Source organism: Pseudomonas sivasensis, assembly GCF_013778505.1.
Lineage (GTDB): Bacteria > Pseudomonadota > Gammaproteobacteria > Pseudomonadales > Pseudomonadaceae > Aquipseudomonas > Aquipseudomonas sivasensis.
Genome location: NZ_JAAOWU010000003.1, coordinates 31,001 through 46,067, shown reverse-complemented (window position 1 = coordinate 46,067; position 15,067 = coordinate 31,001). Strand labels below are relative to the sequence as shown.

Below are 15,067 nucleotides of genomic sequence, written 5' to 3'. Positions count from 1 at the left end.
GAGGGATCACTTCCACCAATACTCGACCTGCACACCAAAGTTCGATCCATGCCGCGCGGTGCCGTAGGACCCGGTGTCGGATAACGCCGAACCAGCCGCCAGTTCATTCGCCGCACGCTTGGCAGCTTCGTTCCAGGTGGCATAGGTGTAGTACAAGCGCACTTCGGGCCGTGCCCAGAAATCCGGACCTTTGGGCGACCATGTCGGGGCGAAGGTGAATTTGCTCAACTTGCGCGTACCGCCGCTGGCATCGACTTGATCATGGCCCAGCTCGGTGACCAGTTTGAATTGCTCGCTGAGGGCATAGGCCGGGCGCACGCCGATGGACATCCAGGTCTGGTCCTGGCTGCCGGGGCGAATATCCTTCTGGTACACCGCCTCGATCTGCCCACCAAAGCGCGGGGTCACTTGCCAGTCGAAGAACTCCACGGCGCGATAACTTTTGCTGCTTTTATCCAGGAAGGTATTGCCGGTGTAGCCCAGGCCAGTGCCGGGGCCTTCGCCGTATTGCAGGGCGAATTTGTTCTTGCCGCCGAGGAAAGGTTTTTGCACGTGCTGCGCTGTCAGTGCCCAGCCGCTGTTGGTATCGCGACCGCCGGCTTTCTCGATATAGCTCAAGCCCAGCTCCAGCTCCCCGCCGGGGTTGGTCTTGAAGCCCGCGACGTTGAAGTCGTGACGGGTGGCGTATTCCTTCTGGTACAGGTTGTCCTTGCGCGAAATGGCGTAGCTGTATTTAAGGTCGCCGATCAGCACGTCCTCGATGCCGCCGCCGGTGGCGCTCTGGTTCCAGTAGTAGAAATCGGAGATATGGATGTCGTTACGTTTGTAGTAACGCCGACCGGCCCACACCGAACCGCCGTTGAGGGCGGGCAGGTTCGACCATTGCGCATACATCTGCGGCATGCGCGCCGAGCCGTTATTCTCGCCCTGGAATTTCAGCTCGCGGTCGTACTTGTTGTAGAGGGAAGCCATGGCATCGACGCTAAGCACCGAGCCATCGTCAAAGGTCAGCAGGTCCTGGCGCAGTTCCAGTTCGCCGTATTGCTCGCATTCATTACCCAAACGATATTTGGATTGCGCGCCCGGAAGTTGGAAACATTGCTGCGGGCCACTGCCGGTTGACGTCCCCGCGCCACTACGCAAATAGCCGGCGAATTCGAGGGCTTGAGCGCCGAGAGGCAGGCTCAGGCAGGATGCAACGAGGCCCAACTTTATTGTTGTTTTCATGAAGCACTCCGATATTTTTATTATGTTTTTTTGCAGCGCCCCCGCACTCCCATACGGGGGTTACAACGGGTCTTAGTCCTTGAGATGCAGCACGAAGGATTCGTAAGGGCGCAGCACCACCGAAGACGTACGCCGCGGACAGTCGGGGTAATTGCTGATCAACAGACGCTGCTCGCTCGCCGCACTGATCACGCTCTCGGGCAGTTGGATGTCACAGGGCTGCCCGTAGAAATTGTTCAGCACCAGTAGGCGTTCGCCGTGGCCCTCGCGCAGGTAAGCCCAGACTTGGGGATGGTCTTGCAGCAGTTCGCAGTAAACGCCCTCTTGAATCAGCGGTTCGTGACGACGCAAGGCGATCAGCGCGCGGTAGTGATGCAGCACCGAGTCCGGGTCATCACGCTGGCTGTCGACGTTGATCTGCGCCGCATTGGCCGCAACGCCGATCCACGGCTCGCCACTGCTGAAACCGGCGTTGGCCTGCGTGTTCCAGTGCATCGGTGTGCGTCCGTTATCGCGGGACTTCTGCATGATCGCCGCCATGCTCGACGCCTCGGATTCACCGGCATCGCGTTTGAGGCGATAGATGTTGAGGGTCTCCACATCGCGGTACTGTTCGATCGCGTCGAAACCCGGATTGGTCATGCCCAACTCTTCACCCTGGTACACGAACGGTGTGCCCTGGAGGAAGTGCAGCGCCGTGGCGAGCATCTTCGCCGAGACCACGCGGTGTTCACCGTCATCCCCAAAGCGCGAGACCACTCGCGGCTGGTCGTGGTTACACCAGAACAATGCATTCCAACCGCCACCGGCCTGCATGCCCAGTTGCCAGTCAGACAAGATCCGCTTGAGTTGCAGGAAATCGAAGTCGGCCTTTACCCACTTCTGCAGGTTGGGGTAATCCACTTTCAGGTGATGAAAGTTGAAGGTCATCGACAGTTCTTTCGACTCAGGCCGAGAGTAACGAATGCAGTGTTCCAGGCTGGTGGACGACATTTCGCCGACGTTGATCAGGTCATGGCCTTCGAAGACTTCGCGGTGCATCTCTTGCAGGTATTCGTGCACGTTGGGGCCGTCGGTGTAGAAGCGGCGGCCGTCGCTGGTGTCTTCGGGGAAGTCGGCAGGTTTGGAGATCAGGTTGATCACGTCCAGCCGGAAACCGCCTACGCCTTTGTCGCGCCAGAAGCGCATCAGCTTGAACACTTCGGCACGGACCTTGGGGTTGTCCCAGTTGAGGTCGGCCTGGGTGTGGTCAAACAGGTGCAGGAAGTACTGGCCGGTCTGCGCTTCGTATTCCCAGGCCGAGCCGCCGAACTTGGATTCCCAGTTGTTCGGCTGGTCACGCCAGATGTAGAAGTCGCGGTACGGGTTGTCGAGGCTGCTGCGCGCTTGTTGGAACCACTCGTGCTCGATGGAGGTGTGGTTGACCACGATGTCGAGCATCAACTTGATTCCGCGCTTGGCCGCTTCGCTGATGAGCAGGTCGCAGTCGGCCATGGTCCCGTAGCTGGGGTCGATGGCGTAGTAGTCGCTGATGTCGTAGCCGTTGTCCCGTTGCGGCGAGCGCAGGAACGGCGTGATCCACAGGCAATCCACGCCCAGCCATTGGAGGTAATCGAGTTTGTCCACGATGCCCAGCAGGTCACCGGTGGCGTTACCCGCGTGGCTGTGGAAGCTTTTGGGGTAGATCTGGTAGATCACCGAGTGTTGCCAGGTTTGCATGCTGGGTTCCTTCAGTTGAATTGTGTGCCGGCCTCTTGGGCCCTATCGCCGGCACAGGTGAGCGCGGTCAAATGTGGGAGGGGGCTTGCCCCCGATAGCGGTCGATCAGGCGACGCGATAACCCGGCCGAACAATCTTCATGCTCAACGCACAGGTCAGAACAAACGGCACCACCATCGCGACCACCATCCCAATCACAAACATCGGAATGGCACTCGGCACGATCGAAATAAACCCAGGCAAGCCACCCACCCCGATGGCCGACGCCTGCACCTTGTTCATCGACAGGAAAATGCTGCCCAGCGCCGAGCCGAGCAATGCCGCATAGAACGGAAACTTGAAGCGCAGGTTCACCCCGAACATCGCCGGCTCAGTGATACCGAAGTACGCGGAAATCGCCGAGGTCGAGGCCATGCTTTTGTCCCGCGCATTACGGGTCATGTAGAACACCGCAAGCGCGGCGCTGCCCTGGGCCAGGTTGGACATCACGATCATCGGCCAGATAAAGGTGCCGCCTTGGGTGGAAATCAGTTGCAGGTCCACGGCGAGGAACATGTGGTGCATGCCGGTGATCACCAACGGTGCATACAGCAGGCCGAAAATCGCCCCGCCGAGCATGGGCGCCAGGTCAAACAGGGTGACCACGCCTTCGGTGATCAGGATGCCGAGGTGACGGGTCACCGGGCCGATGATCGCCAACGCCAGCACGCCAGTAACGACGATGGTGGTGATCGGCACGACCAGCAGTTGAATGGCATTGGGCACGCGAGCACGCAGCCATTTCTCGATGACGCTCATCACATACGCCGCCATCAGGATCGGCAGGATCTGCCCTTGGTAGCCGACTTTCTCGATCTTGAACCAGCCGAAAATATCGAAATACGGCAGGCTCTGGCCGTCGAGCCCCGCCACCGCCTTGCCGTAGTTCCAGGCATTGAGCAGGTCCGGGTGCACCAGCATCAGCCCGAGCACGATGCCGAGGATTTCACTGCCGCCAAACCGCTTCGCCGCCGACCAGCCCACCAGCGCCGGCAGGAACACGAACGAGGTGTTGGCCATCAGGTTGATCAGGCTCCAGAGGCCATCCAGGTTCGGATACGCCTCCAGCAACGTCTTGCCCTCGATGAACATGCCCTTGGCGCCCATCAAGTTGTTCACGCCCATCAGCAGGCCGGCGATGATCAGCGCAGGCAGGATCGGCATGAACACATCGGAGAACACCCGCACCAGACGCTGCATGGCGTTGGTCTTGTCGGCGCCCTTCTTCTTTACGTCGGCGATGGTGGCAGCGGCGAGGCCGGTCTGTTCGCGCAGGGCGGCGTAGACCTTTTCCACTTCGCCGGGGCCGATGACCACTTGGAACAGACCACCGGTGAAGAACGAGCCTTTGACCAGATCGACCTGGTTCAGCGCGCTGTTATTGACCAGGCTTGGGTCCTTGAGCGCCAGGCGCAGGCGGGTCACGCAGTGGGCCGCTTGCTCAAGGTTTTCGCGCCCCCCGAGGTTGTCGAGAATCTCGCGGGCGATCGTTGAATAGTCGTGGCTCATGCTTGGTTTCCACTTTGATTTTTTTATTTGAGGGCAGTCATTGGCAGCACGCCGAAGCCAAAAGTACTCGTCTGTACGAGTTAAAGCAACAACTCGTACAGACGAGTTTAAAAATATTGGCTTACCGCTTTCCAAGGCCCAATGGACAAACCCCACCGCTGCCACTAAGGTTCCTGCCTTGAACGCACCGTTCACCTACAGAAAGCCGGGCACAGAGCAGCCATCACATGAGCAAATACAACCAGATCTATACGGATCTGCTTGCCAGCATCACCACTGAACGCCTGCAACGCGGTACGCGCCTTCCTTCCGAAACCGAATTGATGGACAGCTACCAGGCCAGCCGTGGCACCGTGCGTCGCGCCATCGAGCAGCTGCAGGAACGCGGCTTTGCGCAAAAAATCCACGGCAAAGGCACCTTCGTCCTGTCGCCCAACCCGATCGAATTTCAACTGGGTGGCATCGTCAGCTTCCACGAAACTCACGCCGACCTGGGCGATGACGTACACACCGAAGTGGTCGAGTTCACGCAGTTCCCGCTGGAAGGCTCATTGCAGCAACACATCGAAGCCGAACCCGGCAGCCTGATCACCCGCATCAAACGCGTGCGGCGTATCGGTGGTAAACGGGTGATTCTCGACATCAACCACTTTGTCGCCGACCTGATCCCTGGCCTGGACCAAGCAATTGCCGAGCAGTCGATCTACGCGTTTATCGAGCAGACCTTGCAGCTGCAGATCAGCTACGCCCAACGCACCATCGAAGCCCTGCCCCGCAGTAAAGACGACCAGACACACCTAGACCTCGACGGCCAAAGCCACGTGATCGTGGTGAGCAACCAGACGTTTTTGCAGGATGGGCGGCAGTTCGAGTACACCGAGTCGCGGCATACGTTGGATAAGTTTTACTTTTCGGATATTGCGCGGCGCTGAGCCGAGAACGGAAAGCACAGTGAATATTCCGAACGCGTGGCGTGAACAGTTCCCGCAGGCCCTGATTGAGCAACAGGCCATCGGTGAATCGCGGGCTGACGTGTTTCGCCTGAGTCAGGGCTGTGGTGCAGACCTGTTCCTGAAGGCCGAGCCGCAGGGAGCGTTCGGTGAGCTTGCGGATGAAGTCGAGCGCCTTCGGTGGCTCCAGCAGGTTAATTTGCCGGCGCCCATCGTGCTGGCTGAGCTGACAGAAAACCATCACCACTGGGTGCTGATGACCGCCCTTCCGGGACAGGACCTGGCCAGCGCCAACACGCTGTCTGCCACGCAAACCATCGACATACTGGCAACGGCCCTGCGTACCTTGCACCAGATACCCATCGCGCAATGCCCCTACGATCACCCTCTACAGCAACGCATCGGGCTCGCGCGGGAGCGCGTTCGTGCCGGGCTGGTCGATGAGACAGACTTCGACGACGAACGACTCGGACGCAGCGCGGAAGATGTGCTGGCCGAACTCTTATCGACTCAGCCAAACACCCATGATCTGGTAGTGGCCCATGGAGACGCCTGCCTGCCAAATTTCATGGCACAAGGCGGCCGTTTCAGTGGGTTCATCGATTGCGGGCGCCTGGGTATCAGCGACCGATACCAAGACTTGGCGCTCGCGGCACGCAGCATCGGGCGTAACCTTGGGCCGGAATGGGTAAAGCCATTTTTCGAGCGTTACGGTATTGAGCCTGATGAGCAGCGCATGAGGTTTTACTGCTTGCTGGATGAATTCTTCTAACTCGCTTGGAGCCCTGCTGGGGTCGCAATCATTTGGAACGGTGATAGTTATAAAGGTCGCGAAGTTTGCACCCGCTTAGCCACACCGCCAGCAACACAGTCCTCAGCACCAGACACACAGCCCACAGCCACATCAGCAATTGCGCCAGCGCAAGAGCCTCTGGGAATTTCAGGGAAGTCAGAATTACGATGAGCATTACACCGTAGGCGGACTTTCGTAAGTTGAATATCAACAACAACCCTGCCGGCAAGACCCAGACTAGGTAAGCAAGGATGTCCATGGCAGTGAATATCAGCATCTTCTGGCCGAGTGAACTACCCACCCCCACGTATTTCACAATGAACGGCAGATAAAGCGCGAGGTGAAGCGTTGTACTCAACACCAGGCCCACCAGCATTAGCAACGCGAAGCTTTTGAGCCAGATCCGTATTTTCATAAATGTTCCATCCTTGATTTGGCGGAGCAGAAAATGCCCTGCATCTACTGGCTTAGCCCCCCACTGGAAGACTGTGATACAGCGTTAGTATCGTTGATGAAGTAACTGTCTTAGCGATGCACAAAGCGGCCAGAACTTGCCAGCACCAAAAAACAAAAAGCCCGCAATTACGCGGGCTCCAGGGTATTTCTTGCTAGATCGTACCGGTCAATGCCGGACGTCCCATCATTCCCACTCAATCGTCGCCGGCGGCTTGCTCGACACGTCATAAGTAACGCGCGAGATGCCTTCGATCTCATTGATGATACGGCCGCTGACAGTCTCCAGCAGTTCGTACGGCAGGTGGGCCCAGCGGGCGGTCATGAAGTCGATGGTTTCTACGGCACGCAGGGCAACGACCCAGGCGTAACGACGGCCATCGCCGACAACGCCAACCGATTTCACCGGCTGGAACACTACGAACGCCTGACTGACCTTGTGGTACCAGTCGGCCTTGCGCAGTTCTTCGATGAAGATGTGGTCGGCACGACGCAGCAGGTCGGCGTATTCCTTCTTCACTTCACCGAGGATACGCACGCCCAAGCCCGGGCCTGGGAATGGGTGGCGGTAGACCATGTCGTACGGCAGGCCCAGTTCCAGGCCCAGACGACGGACTTCGTCCTTGAACAATTCGCGCAGTGGTTCTACCAGCTTGAGGTTCATTTCCTCAGGCAGGCCACCCACGTTGTGGTGGGACTTGATCACGTGGGCCTTGCCGCTCTTGGCGCCGGCCGACTCGATCACGTCAGGGTAGATGGTGCCTTGGGCGAGGTACTTGATGTTGTCCAGTTTGTTGGACTGGGCATCGAATACGTCGATGAAGGTACGACCGATGATCTTGCGCTTCTTCTCCGGGTCGGACTCGCCGGCCAGGTTGTTGAGGAACTGGTCTTCAGCGTTGGCGCGGATCACCTTGACGCCCATGTTCTCGGCGAACATGGCCATCACTTGCTCACCTTCGTGCAGGCGCAGCAGGCCGTTGTCGACGAACACGCAGGTCAGTTGGTCGCCGATGGCTTTGTGCAGCAGCGCAGCAACCACGGAGGAGTCAACGCCGCCGGACAGGCCGAGCAGCACGTTGTCGGTGCCGACCTGGGCACGCACGTTGGCGATGGCGTCTTCAGCGATTTTAGACGGGGTCCACAGGGCTTCACACTCGCAGATGTCGAGGATGAAGCGCGACAGGATGCGGCCACCTTGCTTGGTGTGGGTCACTTCCGGGTGGAACTGAACGCCGTAGTAACGACGCTCGTCGCTGAACATGCCGGCGATCGGGCAGCTTGGAGTGCTGGCCAGGATGTGGAAGTCTTCCGGCATCTTGGTGACCTTGTCACCGTGACTCATCCACACGTCGAGGCCGAACAGACCATCGGCGTCAACGTGGTCTTCGATGCCGTCCAGCAGGCGGCTTTTGCCGACCACATCTACACGGGCATAACCGAATTCACGCAGCTCGGAACCTTCAACCTTGCCGCCCAGTTGCTCGGCCATGGTCTGCATGCCGTAGCAGATACCGAAGACCGGCACGCCCAGGTCGAATACGGCTTGAGGGCAGCGCGGGCTGTTGGCTTCGTGCACGGACTCGGGGCCACCGGCGAGGATGACGCCTTTCGGTGCGAATTCGCGAATCGCTTCGTCATCCATGTCGAACGGGTGCAGTTCGCAATACACGCCGATTTCACGCACGCGGCGGGCGATCAGTTGGGTGTACTGGGAACCGAAGTCGAGGATCAGGATGCGGTGGGCGTGAATGTCGAGGGCCATGAAGTCAGTCTCGTCTAATGAATCAGAAACAACTCGGGGCTGAAGAACAGCCCCGGTTACTTAACATTTTGCTGGAAGCCTCAACCTACGCGGTAGTTTGGCGCTTCCTTGGTGATCTGCACGTCGTGGACATGGGATTCAGCCATGCCGGCGCCGGTGATCCGTACGAACTCTGGCTTGGTGCGCATTTCCTCGATGTCGGCGCTGCCGGTGTAGCCCATCGAAGAACGCAGGCCGCCCATCAGTTGATGGATGATGGCGCTCAGGGTGCCTTTGTAAGGAACACGGCCTTCGATGCCTTCCGGAACGAGCTTCTCGGCGCCTGCCGAGGAGTCCTGGAAGTAACGGTCGGACGAGCCTTGAGCCTGGGACATGGCGCCCAGCGAACCCATGCCACGGTAAGCCTTGTACGAACGGCCCTGGAACAGTTCGATCTCACCCGGTGCTTCTTCGGTACCGGCGAACATCGAGCCCATCATCACGCAGGAGGCACCGGCTACGATGGCCTTGGACAGGTCACCGGAGAAACGGATGCCGCCGTCAGCGATCAACGGAACGCCGGTGCCTTCAAGGGCAGCGGCAACGTTGGCGATGGCGCTGATTTGCGGCACGCCCACACCAGCGACAATACGCGTGGTGCAGATCGAGCCAGGGCCGATACCGACCTTGACTGCGTCAGCGCCGGCTTCGGCCAGCGCCTTGGCCGCTGCGCCGGTGGCGATGTTGCCGCCGATGACCTGCACATCAGGGAAGTTCTGTTTGACCCAACGTACGCGGTCGATCACGCCTTTGGAGTGACCGTGAGCGGTGTCGACCACCACCACGTCCACACCGGCAGCTACCAGGGCTGCAACGCGGTCACCGGTGTCTTTGCCGGTACCGACGGCAGCGCCCACGCGCAGACGACCTTGGTCATCCTTGCTGGCCAGCGGGTAAGCCTTGGCTTTTTCGATGTCGTTGACGGTCATCATGCCTTTGAGGGCGAATTTGTCGTCGACGATCAGCACGCGCTCGATGCGGTGCTTGTGCAGCAGTTCGCGCACGTCGTTCTTGTCGGCGCCTTCCTTGACAGTCACGAGGCGCTCTTTAGGCGTCATCACTTCGCGGACGGTGACTTCAAGACGGTTTTCGAAACGCACGTCACGGGAAGTGACGATGCCGACCAGGTCGCCATCGTGCAGCACAGGAACACCGGAGATGTTGTGCAGACGAGTGAGGTCGAACAGATCACGCACGGTGGCGTCGGCTTCGATGGTGATTGGATCTTTCACCACACCGGCTTCGTAACGCTTGACCTTGCGCACTTCGGCAGCTTGCTGCTCGATGGTCATGTTCTTGTGGATGATCCCGATACCGCCTTCCTGCGCCATGGCAATGGCCAGGCGGGCTTCGGTAACGGTGTCCATCGCAGCGGAAACCAGGGGAATATTCAGCTCGATGCCACGGGTTAGGCGGGTCTTGAGACTGACTTCGTTAGGAAGCACCTCGGAATAACCGGGCACTAGGAGAATGTCGTCGAATGTCAGAGCTTCTTGGCTGATACGCAGCATCGCGGGGGCTCCCGAGCGGGAAAATGGAAGCGCGCCATTATATACATGCACCCTGTCGGGCTCAATGTAAAACTCTGACAAACTTGGTAATACTGATAGATGGATTAAAGTTCGACCTTAACCCAACTGATCTTTTGGTCCAGCCAATCGGCGAATTCGTCGATGAAGCTTTGCTTGAACCCCGCCTCTGCCCAGTTATTGAAGATGAATCCCAGGTTGGAAAACCCGCATTCCTGCAGGAACAGAAACCCATTGATGTCATCTTCATGCCCACACAGCGGGCAGGTGAAGTTGTCGGTGTGGCCGGGCATCCAGTCTTCCAGGCTTTCAAACAGCGCCTCGCCGACCTCCTTGCGACATTCCGGGCAGCCGGCTTCTTCGAGAAAGCCCTTGGCCGGGGTGTAGATGCAGCGTTTGTAGATGATCTCCAGGCCGTTGACCGGCTCGTTGAACGGCAGCGCTTCGGGGTGCCGGACCACGGCGCGGGCACCGTCGGCCAGGGCGTAGGCCATGCGGTTGCCGGTGCGCCCGCAGGTGGTGAGTTCTTCCTTGATGATGTTCTTGCGCACCAGCCAACGCACGATCGCGCGCGCGCGGGGCTCGTGGACGGGCAAGGTGGAGATTTTCGGGACAAGGATGCTTTGGGAGTTCATGAGAGTCCTGCGGTGTGGCTTCTGGCGTCATCGCGGGCAAGCCCGGCTCCCATATTGGAATGCGCTCAACTGTGGGAGCCGGGCTTGCCCGCGATGACGCCCGGGAGGCTGGCAGCTTAATCCCTGAAGAAATCCGGTCAAGTGCTCAGATACCGTCCAATCAAGGCAATGCCACTGGCCAGCACCAGCCACGTCACTAACCGCACAAACGCCTCACGCGACATACGCATCGTCAACCTACGCCCAAACCACAGCCCAAGGCCCATCGCTGGCAGTAGGCACAGCGCCAACAGCAACAATGGCAGATCCGCATACACCCCGGCGATCAGGAACAGGCTCAGGCGCACCACGGTACTGCAACTGATCAGCGCACTTTGAGTCGCCCGCGCCGCGTCCTTGGATAATCGGCTGTTCAGATAGATCGCATATAAAAAGCCGCCACTGCCGAACAGCGCGCCAAACAGGCCGCCCACGGTGCCCATGGGAATCGACCAGCCTTTGCCGAGCTGCGTGGGACGGGCTTTTACTGCCAAGGTGTAGACGGCATAGGCGCTGATAAACAGCCCCATCAACAGCAGCAACAAGTCCGAATGCAGATTGAGCAAAAACACCACGCCCAGTGTGCAACCAATGGCCATACACGGCAGCAGCCGCAGCAATTCCGACGTATTCACATCCCGCCGCGTTTGCAGCAGGCCGCCAAAGGCCGCGACAAAATCCAGCAGCACCAGCAACGGAATGATCTTCGACAGCGGCATAAACAGAATCAGGATAGGCCCCGCCACCAGCGCCGTCCCGAAGCCGGCAATACCAAACACGATGTACGCCACGACGACACCCAGGCCGATCACCAGCCAATCCACACTGCTAAACGACCACTGGTTCATCAGCTCAAGCGAGCTCATGGAGTCTTCCTTGAAAGAGATAACCATCACTTTAGCCATCGGCGAGGGTTGCGACTAATATCTTCAAAGCTCTCCACCCATCTCGAAAAGGCATGACGCGTGATTTCCACTCGCCAACTGCGCTACTTCGTTGAAATCGCCGACAGCGGCAGCTTCAGCGCCGCCGCCGAACGTCTGTTTGTGGCGCAATCGGCTCTAAGCCGACAGATCAAGGAGCTGGAAAAACAGCTGCAAACGCCATTGTTCGAACGCACCGCGCGTCAGCCACGCCTGACCGCCGCCGGTGAAGCGTTCTACCCGAGGGCATGCAATTTGCTGAGCGAGCTACTCAAGGCCAGTGAAACCGCGACCCAGGTCGGTAACGGCCAGCTCGGCACCCTGCGGCTGAGCCATTCGAGCACCGTGCCGATGAGCGGCGTTTTGTTGCAGGGCATCAACATGTGGTTAGAGCGTTGCCCCGGCGTATCAATGGATATCGTCAAACTGTCATCCGAGGCGCAACTGGAGGAAATCGCCGACGGTAGGCTGGATATCGGACTGCTACGGTTGCCGGTGTTGCGCCAGCGTGAAGGGGTACGTGTGGAGCCCTTATATAACGAACAATTGCTGCTTGCTGTGCCGCCTAATCACCGTTTGGCACGTAGCAACGAGCCCGTCGACCTGGAACAGCTCAAAGATGAAGCGTTTATCTCGATCCCCCACCCACAGCGTGGCGGCCTGAGTTATCTGGCGGCCGAGCTCTGCATGCGCGCCGGATTTTTCCCTAAGGCTGCGCGGGTCATGTCACGAAAGACCACCCAGCTACAGTTGATCCAGGCCGGCTTTGGTATTGCCTTATTACCAAAATCCATGCGAGACATTGCTCCCGCCAATGTGCACTTTCTACCGCTGGCCGATCCGGATTGCCTGAGCACCGTGGCCCTGGCCTGCCCACCGACGCCGAGCCGGTTGGTTGAGCAGTTCTGTCAAACCTTGCACGAATGCCTATAAACTGCCGCCCATGATTAAAGACCCCTTTGCCCGCCTGGGCCTGGACCGTGAAGTCCTGACTGTCAGCCAACTCAACGGCCGTGCGCGGGTGTTGCTGGAAGACGTGTTCACCAATATCTGGGTCGAAGGCGAGATCTCGAACCTCGCCCGCCCAGCCTCCGGCCATGTGTATTTCACCCTCAAGGACAGCGGCGCCCAAGTACGTTGTGCGTTGTTTCGCAACAATGCCGCACGGGTGCGCCAGGCGCTGAAAGATGGCCTGGCGGTGAAGGTGCGCGGCAAGGTCTCGCTGTTCGAGGGCCGTGGCGACTACCAACTGATCCTCGACACCGTGGAGCCCGCCGGTGATGGTGCGCTGCGTTTGGCCTTCGATGCCTTGAAGGAAAAGCTCAGCGCCGAAGGCTTGTTCAGTGCCGAGCGTAAGGTCCCACTGCCGGCCCATCCTCGACGCATTGGCATTATCAGTTCGCCCACCGGCGCAGTGATCCGCGACATAATCAGCGTGTTCCGCCGCCGGGCGCCGAACATCGAGCTGACCTTGATCCCGACCGCCGTGCAAGGCCGCGAGGCGATCCCGCAGATTGTCCGCGCGCTGAAACTGGCCGATGCGCGAGGCTTTGACGCACTGATTCTGGCCCGTGGCGGCGGCTCCCTGGAAGACCTCTGGTGCTTCAACGAAGAAGCCGTAGCCCGCGCGGTGGACGCTTGCGTGACCCCCATTGTCAGCGCCGTCGGACATGAAACCGATGTGTCCATCAGCGACTTCGTGGCGGACGTACGCGCCCCTACCCCGTCCGCCGCCGCCGAATTGCTGGCACCGGACGCCAGCCATCTGGTGCGTCAGGTGGAAAACCTGCATCGCCGCCTGGTCATGCTGATGCGTAACCGCCTGACCCACGACCGCCTGCGCCTGGAAGGCATGGCCCGTCGCCTGCGCCATCCCGGCGAACGTCTGCGCCAGCAGGCCCAGCGCCTGGATGATCTGGATATGCGCCTGCGCCGTGCGTTTGAACGCAGCCTCAATACCCGTCGCGAGCGCCTGATACGCCTGGAAACCCGCCTCGCCGGCCAGCATCCCGGCCGTCAACTGGCGCTATTGCGCCAGCGCCTGAACAGCCTCGCCGAACGCTTGCCCCGCGCCATGCGCGAAGGCCTGAAGGCCCGTCGCCTGCAACTGCAAAGCCAGGTGCAGACATTGCAGGTGGTCAGCCCGCTGGCGACCCTGGGCCGTGGTTACAGCATCCTGCTGGATGAGCGCGGCCATGCCATTCGCAACGCGGCGCAAACCCACACCGGCCAGCGTCTCACCGCGCGTCTCGGTGAAGGCCAATTGCAAGTGCGCGTGGAAGACAACCACCTGACACCCGTCACCCTTTCGTTATTGGATTGATTGATGCCTCGTCTCTTTAGTTTGTTGATGCTCTTGTGCCTTACCTTTAATGCCCACGCCGATAGCTATATCAGCCGTACCTTGAACAAACCGGTGCCGGGTGGTGTGGCCGTGGTCGACCTGGGCCCTTCGGCGGCAGCGCCGAAAGCGACCTATCAAGGCAAGCCGGTGCTGGTGGTCAAGGAACAGGACAATTGGCTGGCGATTGTCGGTATCCCACTGAGCGTCAAGCCGGGTAACGAGCGCATCAGCAGCGGCGGGCGCAGTCTGCCGTTTATCGTCGGCTATAAGAAATATCCGGAACAGCGCATCACCCTGAAAAACAAAAGCCAGGTCAACCCCGACCCGGCTCAACTGAAGCGCATCGAAGGCGAACTGGCCGTACAGCTCAAGGCCTACCGCAGCTTCAGCCCCAACCTGCCGAGTAACCTGGTGCTGGATAAACCGGTAAACGGGCCCCTGTCGAGCAAGTTCGGCGTGCGCCGTTTCTTCAACGGCGAAGAGCGTAACCCGCATTCGGGCCTGGATTTCGCCGTGCCGGCCGGTACGCCGATCAAGACGCCGGCGAACGGCAAGGTGATTCTGGTCGGTAACTACTTCTTCAACGGCAACACCGTATTCGTCGACCACGGCCAGGGCTTTATCAGCATGTTCTGTCATATGTCGAAGATAGACGTGAAGGTCGGCCAGCAACTGGTGCGTGGGACAGTGGTGGGCAAGGTCGGCGCGACCGGCCGCGCCACCGGCCCACATATGCACTGGAACGTCAGCCTCAACGATGCGCGGGTGGACCCTGCGATCTTTATCGGCGCGTTCCAGCCCTGAATGACTCGATTGCGTGCGCTGCAAAGCGCGCGCAATTAAATTCAGAACCCACCGAATTTTCAGGCATAAAATCTCGCCTCCTACGTAAATAGCAGAACTTCTCTCAATTTTTCTCGACTGCTTGCCATCTTTCACCTCGGCGGTTAGGGTTGAGCTTATGAAAACCTCTCACACCCTCATTCAGCTCCGCCAGCACCGCAGCCTGTGCCTCGTCAGCGCACGACTGCCAGGCTGAATCGATCTGCCTCGTCTCTACGCTTTATCCCCAAAAACAGTTCCACGGCAGGCCGCCTTTTCTC

The 15,067-nt window shown here is 59.3% G+C and carries 13 protein-coding genes; 5 read left to right on the top strand and 8 right to left on the bottom strand.

The window, feature by feature from the left end:
* Nucleotides 1-6 precede the first annotated feature (6 nt).
* The 3 genes from G9Q84_RS06595 to treP all read right to left on the bottom strand — a co-directional run bounded on the left by G9Q84_RS06595 (nucleotide 7) and on the right by treP (nucleotide 4,494).
* Nucleotides 7-1,227, bottom strand: coding sequence for a maltoporin (locus G9Q84_RS06595; protein ID WP_122680810.1), 1,221 nt, complete (start codon nucleotides 1,225-1,227; stop codon nucleotides 7-9).
* Nucleotides 1,228-1,299: 72 nt separating this feature from the next.
* The gene (gene treC / locus G9Q84_RS06590) at nucleotides 1,300-2,946 is read right to left on the bottom strand and encodes an alpha,alpha-phosphotrehalase (protein WP_032890742.1); all 1,647 of its coding nucleotides are present in this window, start codon (nucleotides 2,944-2,946) and stop codon (nucleotides 1,300-1,302) included.
* Nucleotides 2,947-3,051: 105 nt separating this feature from the next.
* On the bottom strand, nucleotides 3,052-4,494 hold the full coding sequence (gene treP / locus G9Q84_RS06585; protein WP_032890740.1) for a PTS system trehalose-specific EIIBC component: 1,443 nt from the start codon (nucleotides 4,492-4,494) through the stop codon (nucleotides 3,052-3,054).
* A gap of 227 nt (nucleotides 4,495-4,721) precedes the next feature.
* Between treP and treR the strand changes: the two genes are divergently transcribed.
* Nucleotides 4,722-5,426, top strand: a complete 705-nt coding sequence (gene treR / locus G9Q84_RS06580) for a trehalose operon repressor (RefSeq protein ID WP_032890738.1) — start codon at nucleotides 4,722-4,724, stop codon at nucleotides 5,424-5,426.
* A 19-nt stretch (nucleotides 5,427-5,445) separates the two neighbouring features.
* Nucleotides 5,446-6,216, top strand: a complete 771-nt coding sequence (locus G9Q84_RS06575) for an APH(3')-II family aminoglycoside O-phosphotransferase (RefSeq protein WP_206287249.1) — start codon at nucleotides 5,446-5,448, stop codon at nucleotides 6,214-6,216.
* A gap of 28 nt (nucleotides 6,217-6,244) precedes the next feature.
* Here the strand turns inward: G9Q84_RS06575 and G9Q84_RS06570 are convergent, their stop codons facing one another.
* The 5 genes from G9Q84_RS06570 to G9Q84_RS06550 form a co-directional block, all read right to left on the bottom strand.
* The gene (locus G9Q84_RS06570; RefSeq protein ID WP_122756096.1) at nucleotides 6,245-6,652 is read right to left on the bottom strand and encodes a hypothetical protein; all 408 of its coding nucleotides are present in this window, start codon (nucleotides 6,650-6,652) and stop codon (nucleotides 6,245-6,247) included.
* 225 nt (nucleotides 6,653-6,877) lie between these two features.
* Nucleotides 6,878-8,455 carry a glutamine-hydrolyzing GMP synthase gene (gene guaA, locus G9Q84_RS06565; RefSeq protein ID WP_032890732.1) on the bottom strand — a complete coding sequence of 526 codons (1,578 nt, stop codon included), beginning with the start codon at nucleotides 8,453-8,455 and terminating at the stop codon, nucleotides 6,878-6,880.
* Nucleotides 8,456-8,535: 80 nt separating this feature from the next.
* Entirely contained in the window at nucleotides 8,536-10,005 is a 1,470-nt protein-coding gene (guaB, locus tag G9Q84_RS06560; RefSeq protein ID WP_003209646.1) for an IMP dehydrogenase, read from the bottom strand.
* 104 nt (nucleotides 10,006-10,109) lie between these two features.
* Nucleotides 10,110-10,658 carry a hypothetical protein gene (locus G9Q84_RS06555; RefSeq protein WP_032890730.1) on the bottom strand — a complete coding sequence of 183 codons (549 nt, stop codon included), beginning with the start codon at nucleotides 10,656-10,658 and terminating at the stop codon, nucleotides 10,110-10,112.
* 137 nt (nucleotides 10,659-10,795) lie between these two features.
* A complete protein-coding gene (locus G9Q84_RS06550) occupies nucleotides 10,796-11,563 on the bottom strand; it encodes a sulfite exporter TauE/SafE family protein (RefSeq protein WP_181643052.1) in 768 nt (255 codons plus the stop codon).
* A gap of 99 nt (nucleotides 11,564-11,662) precedes the next feature.
* Between G9Q84_RS06550 and G9Q84_RS06545 the strand changes: the two genes are divergently transcribed.
* The 3 genes from G9Q84_RS06545 to G9Q84_RS06535 are packed head-to-tail and all read left to right on the top strand — an operon-like array spanning nucleotide 11,663 to nucleotide 14,768.
* Nucleotides 11,663-12,553, top strand: a complete 891-nt coding sequence (locus G9Q84_RS06545) for a LysR substrate-binding domain-containing protein (protein ID WP_122756094.1) — start codon at nucleotides 11,663-11,665, stop codon at nucleotides 12,551-12,553.
* 10 nt (nucleotides 12,554-12,563) lie between these two features.
* Nucleotides 12,564-13,943: an exodeoxyribonuclease VII large subunit gene (gene xseA / locus G9Q84_RS06540; RefSeq protein WP_122680807.1), complete on the top strand. Its 1,380-nt coding sequence runs from the start codon at nucleotides 12,564-12,566 to the stop codon at nucleotides 13,941-13,943.
* Nucleotides 13,944-13,946: 3 nt separating this feature from the next.
* The gene (locus G9Q84_RS06535; RefSeq protein ID WP_032890722.1) at nucleotides 13,947-14,768 is read left to right on the top strand and encodes a M23 family metallopeptidase; all 822 of its coding nucleotides are present in this window, start codon (nucleotides 13,947-13,949) and stop codon (nucleotides 14,766-14,768) included.
* Nucleotides 14,769-15,067 lie beyond the last annotated feature (299 nt).

Bases quoted from the DNA above. Each gene is read 5' to 3' on its own strand.
- G9Q84_RS06595 (WP_122680810.1), bottom strand. From the start codon at position 1,227: ATGAAAACAACAATAAAGTTGGGCCTCGTTGCATCCTGCCTGAGCCTG.
- treC (WP_032890742.1), bottom strand. From the start codon at position 2,946: ATGCAAACCTGGCAACACTCGGTGATCTACCAGATCTACCCCAAAAGC.
- treP (WP_032890740.1), bottom strand. From the start codon at position 4,494: ATGAGCCACGACTATTCAACGATCGCCCGCGAGATTCTCGACAACCTC.
- treR (WP_032890738.1), top strand. From the start codon at position 4,722: ATGAGCAAATACAACCAGATCTATACGGATCTGCTTGCCAGCATCACC.
- G9Q84_RS06570 (WP_122756096.1), bottom strand. From the start codon at position 6,652: ATGAAAATACGGATCTGGCTCAAAAGCTTCGCGTTGCTAATGCTGGTG.
- guaA (WP_032890732.1), bottom strand. From the start codon at position 8,455: ATGGCCCTCGACATTCACGCCCACCGCATCCTGATCCTCGACTTCGGT.
- guaB (WP_003209646.1), bottom strand. From the start codon at position 10,005: ATGCTGCGTATCAGCCAAGAAGCTCTGACATTCGACGACATTCTCCTA.
- G9Q84_RS06555 (WP_032890730.1), bottom strand. From the start codon at position 10,658: ATGAACTCCCAAAGCATCCTTGTCCCGAAAATCTCCACCTTGCCCGTC.
- G9Q84_RS06550 (WP_181643052.1), bottom strand. From the start codon at position 11,563: ATGAGCTCGCTTGAGCTGATGAACCAGTGGTCGTTTAGCAGTGTGGAT.
- xseA (WP_122680807.1), top strand. From the start codon at position 12,564: ATGATTAAAGACCCCTTTGCCCGCCTGGGCCTGGACCGTGAAGTCCTG.
- G9Q84_RS06535 (WP_032890722.1), top strand. From the start codon at position 13,947: ATGCCTCGTCTCTTTAGTTTGTTGATGCTCTTGTGCCTTACCTTTAAT.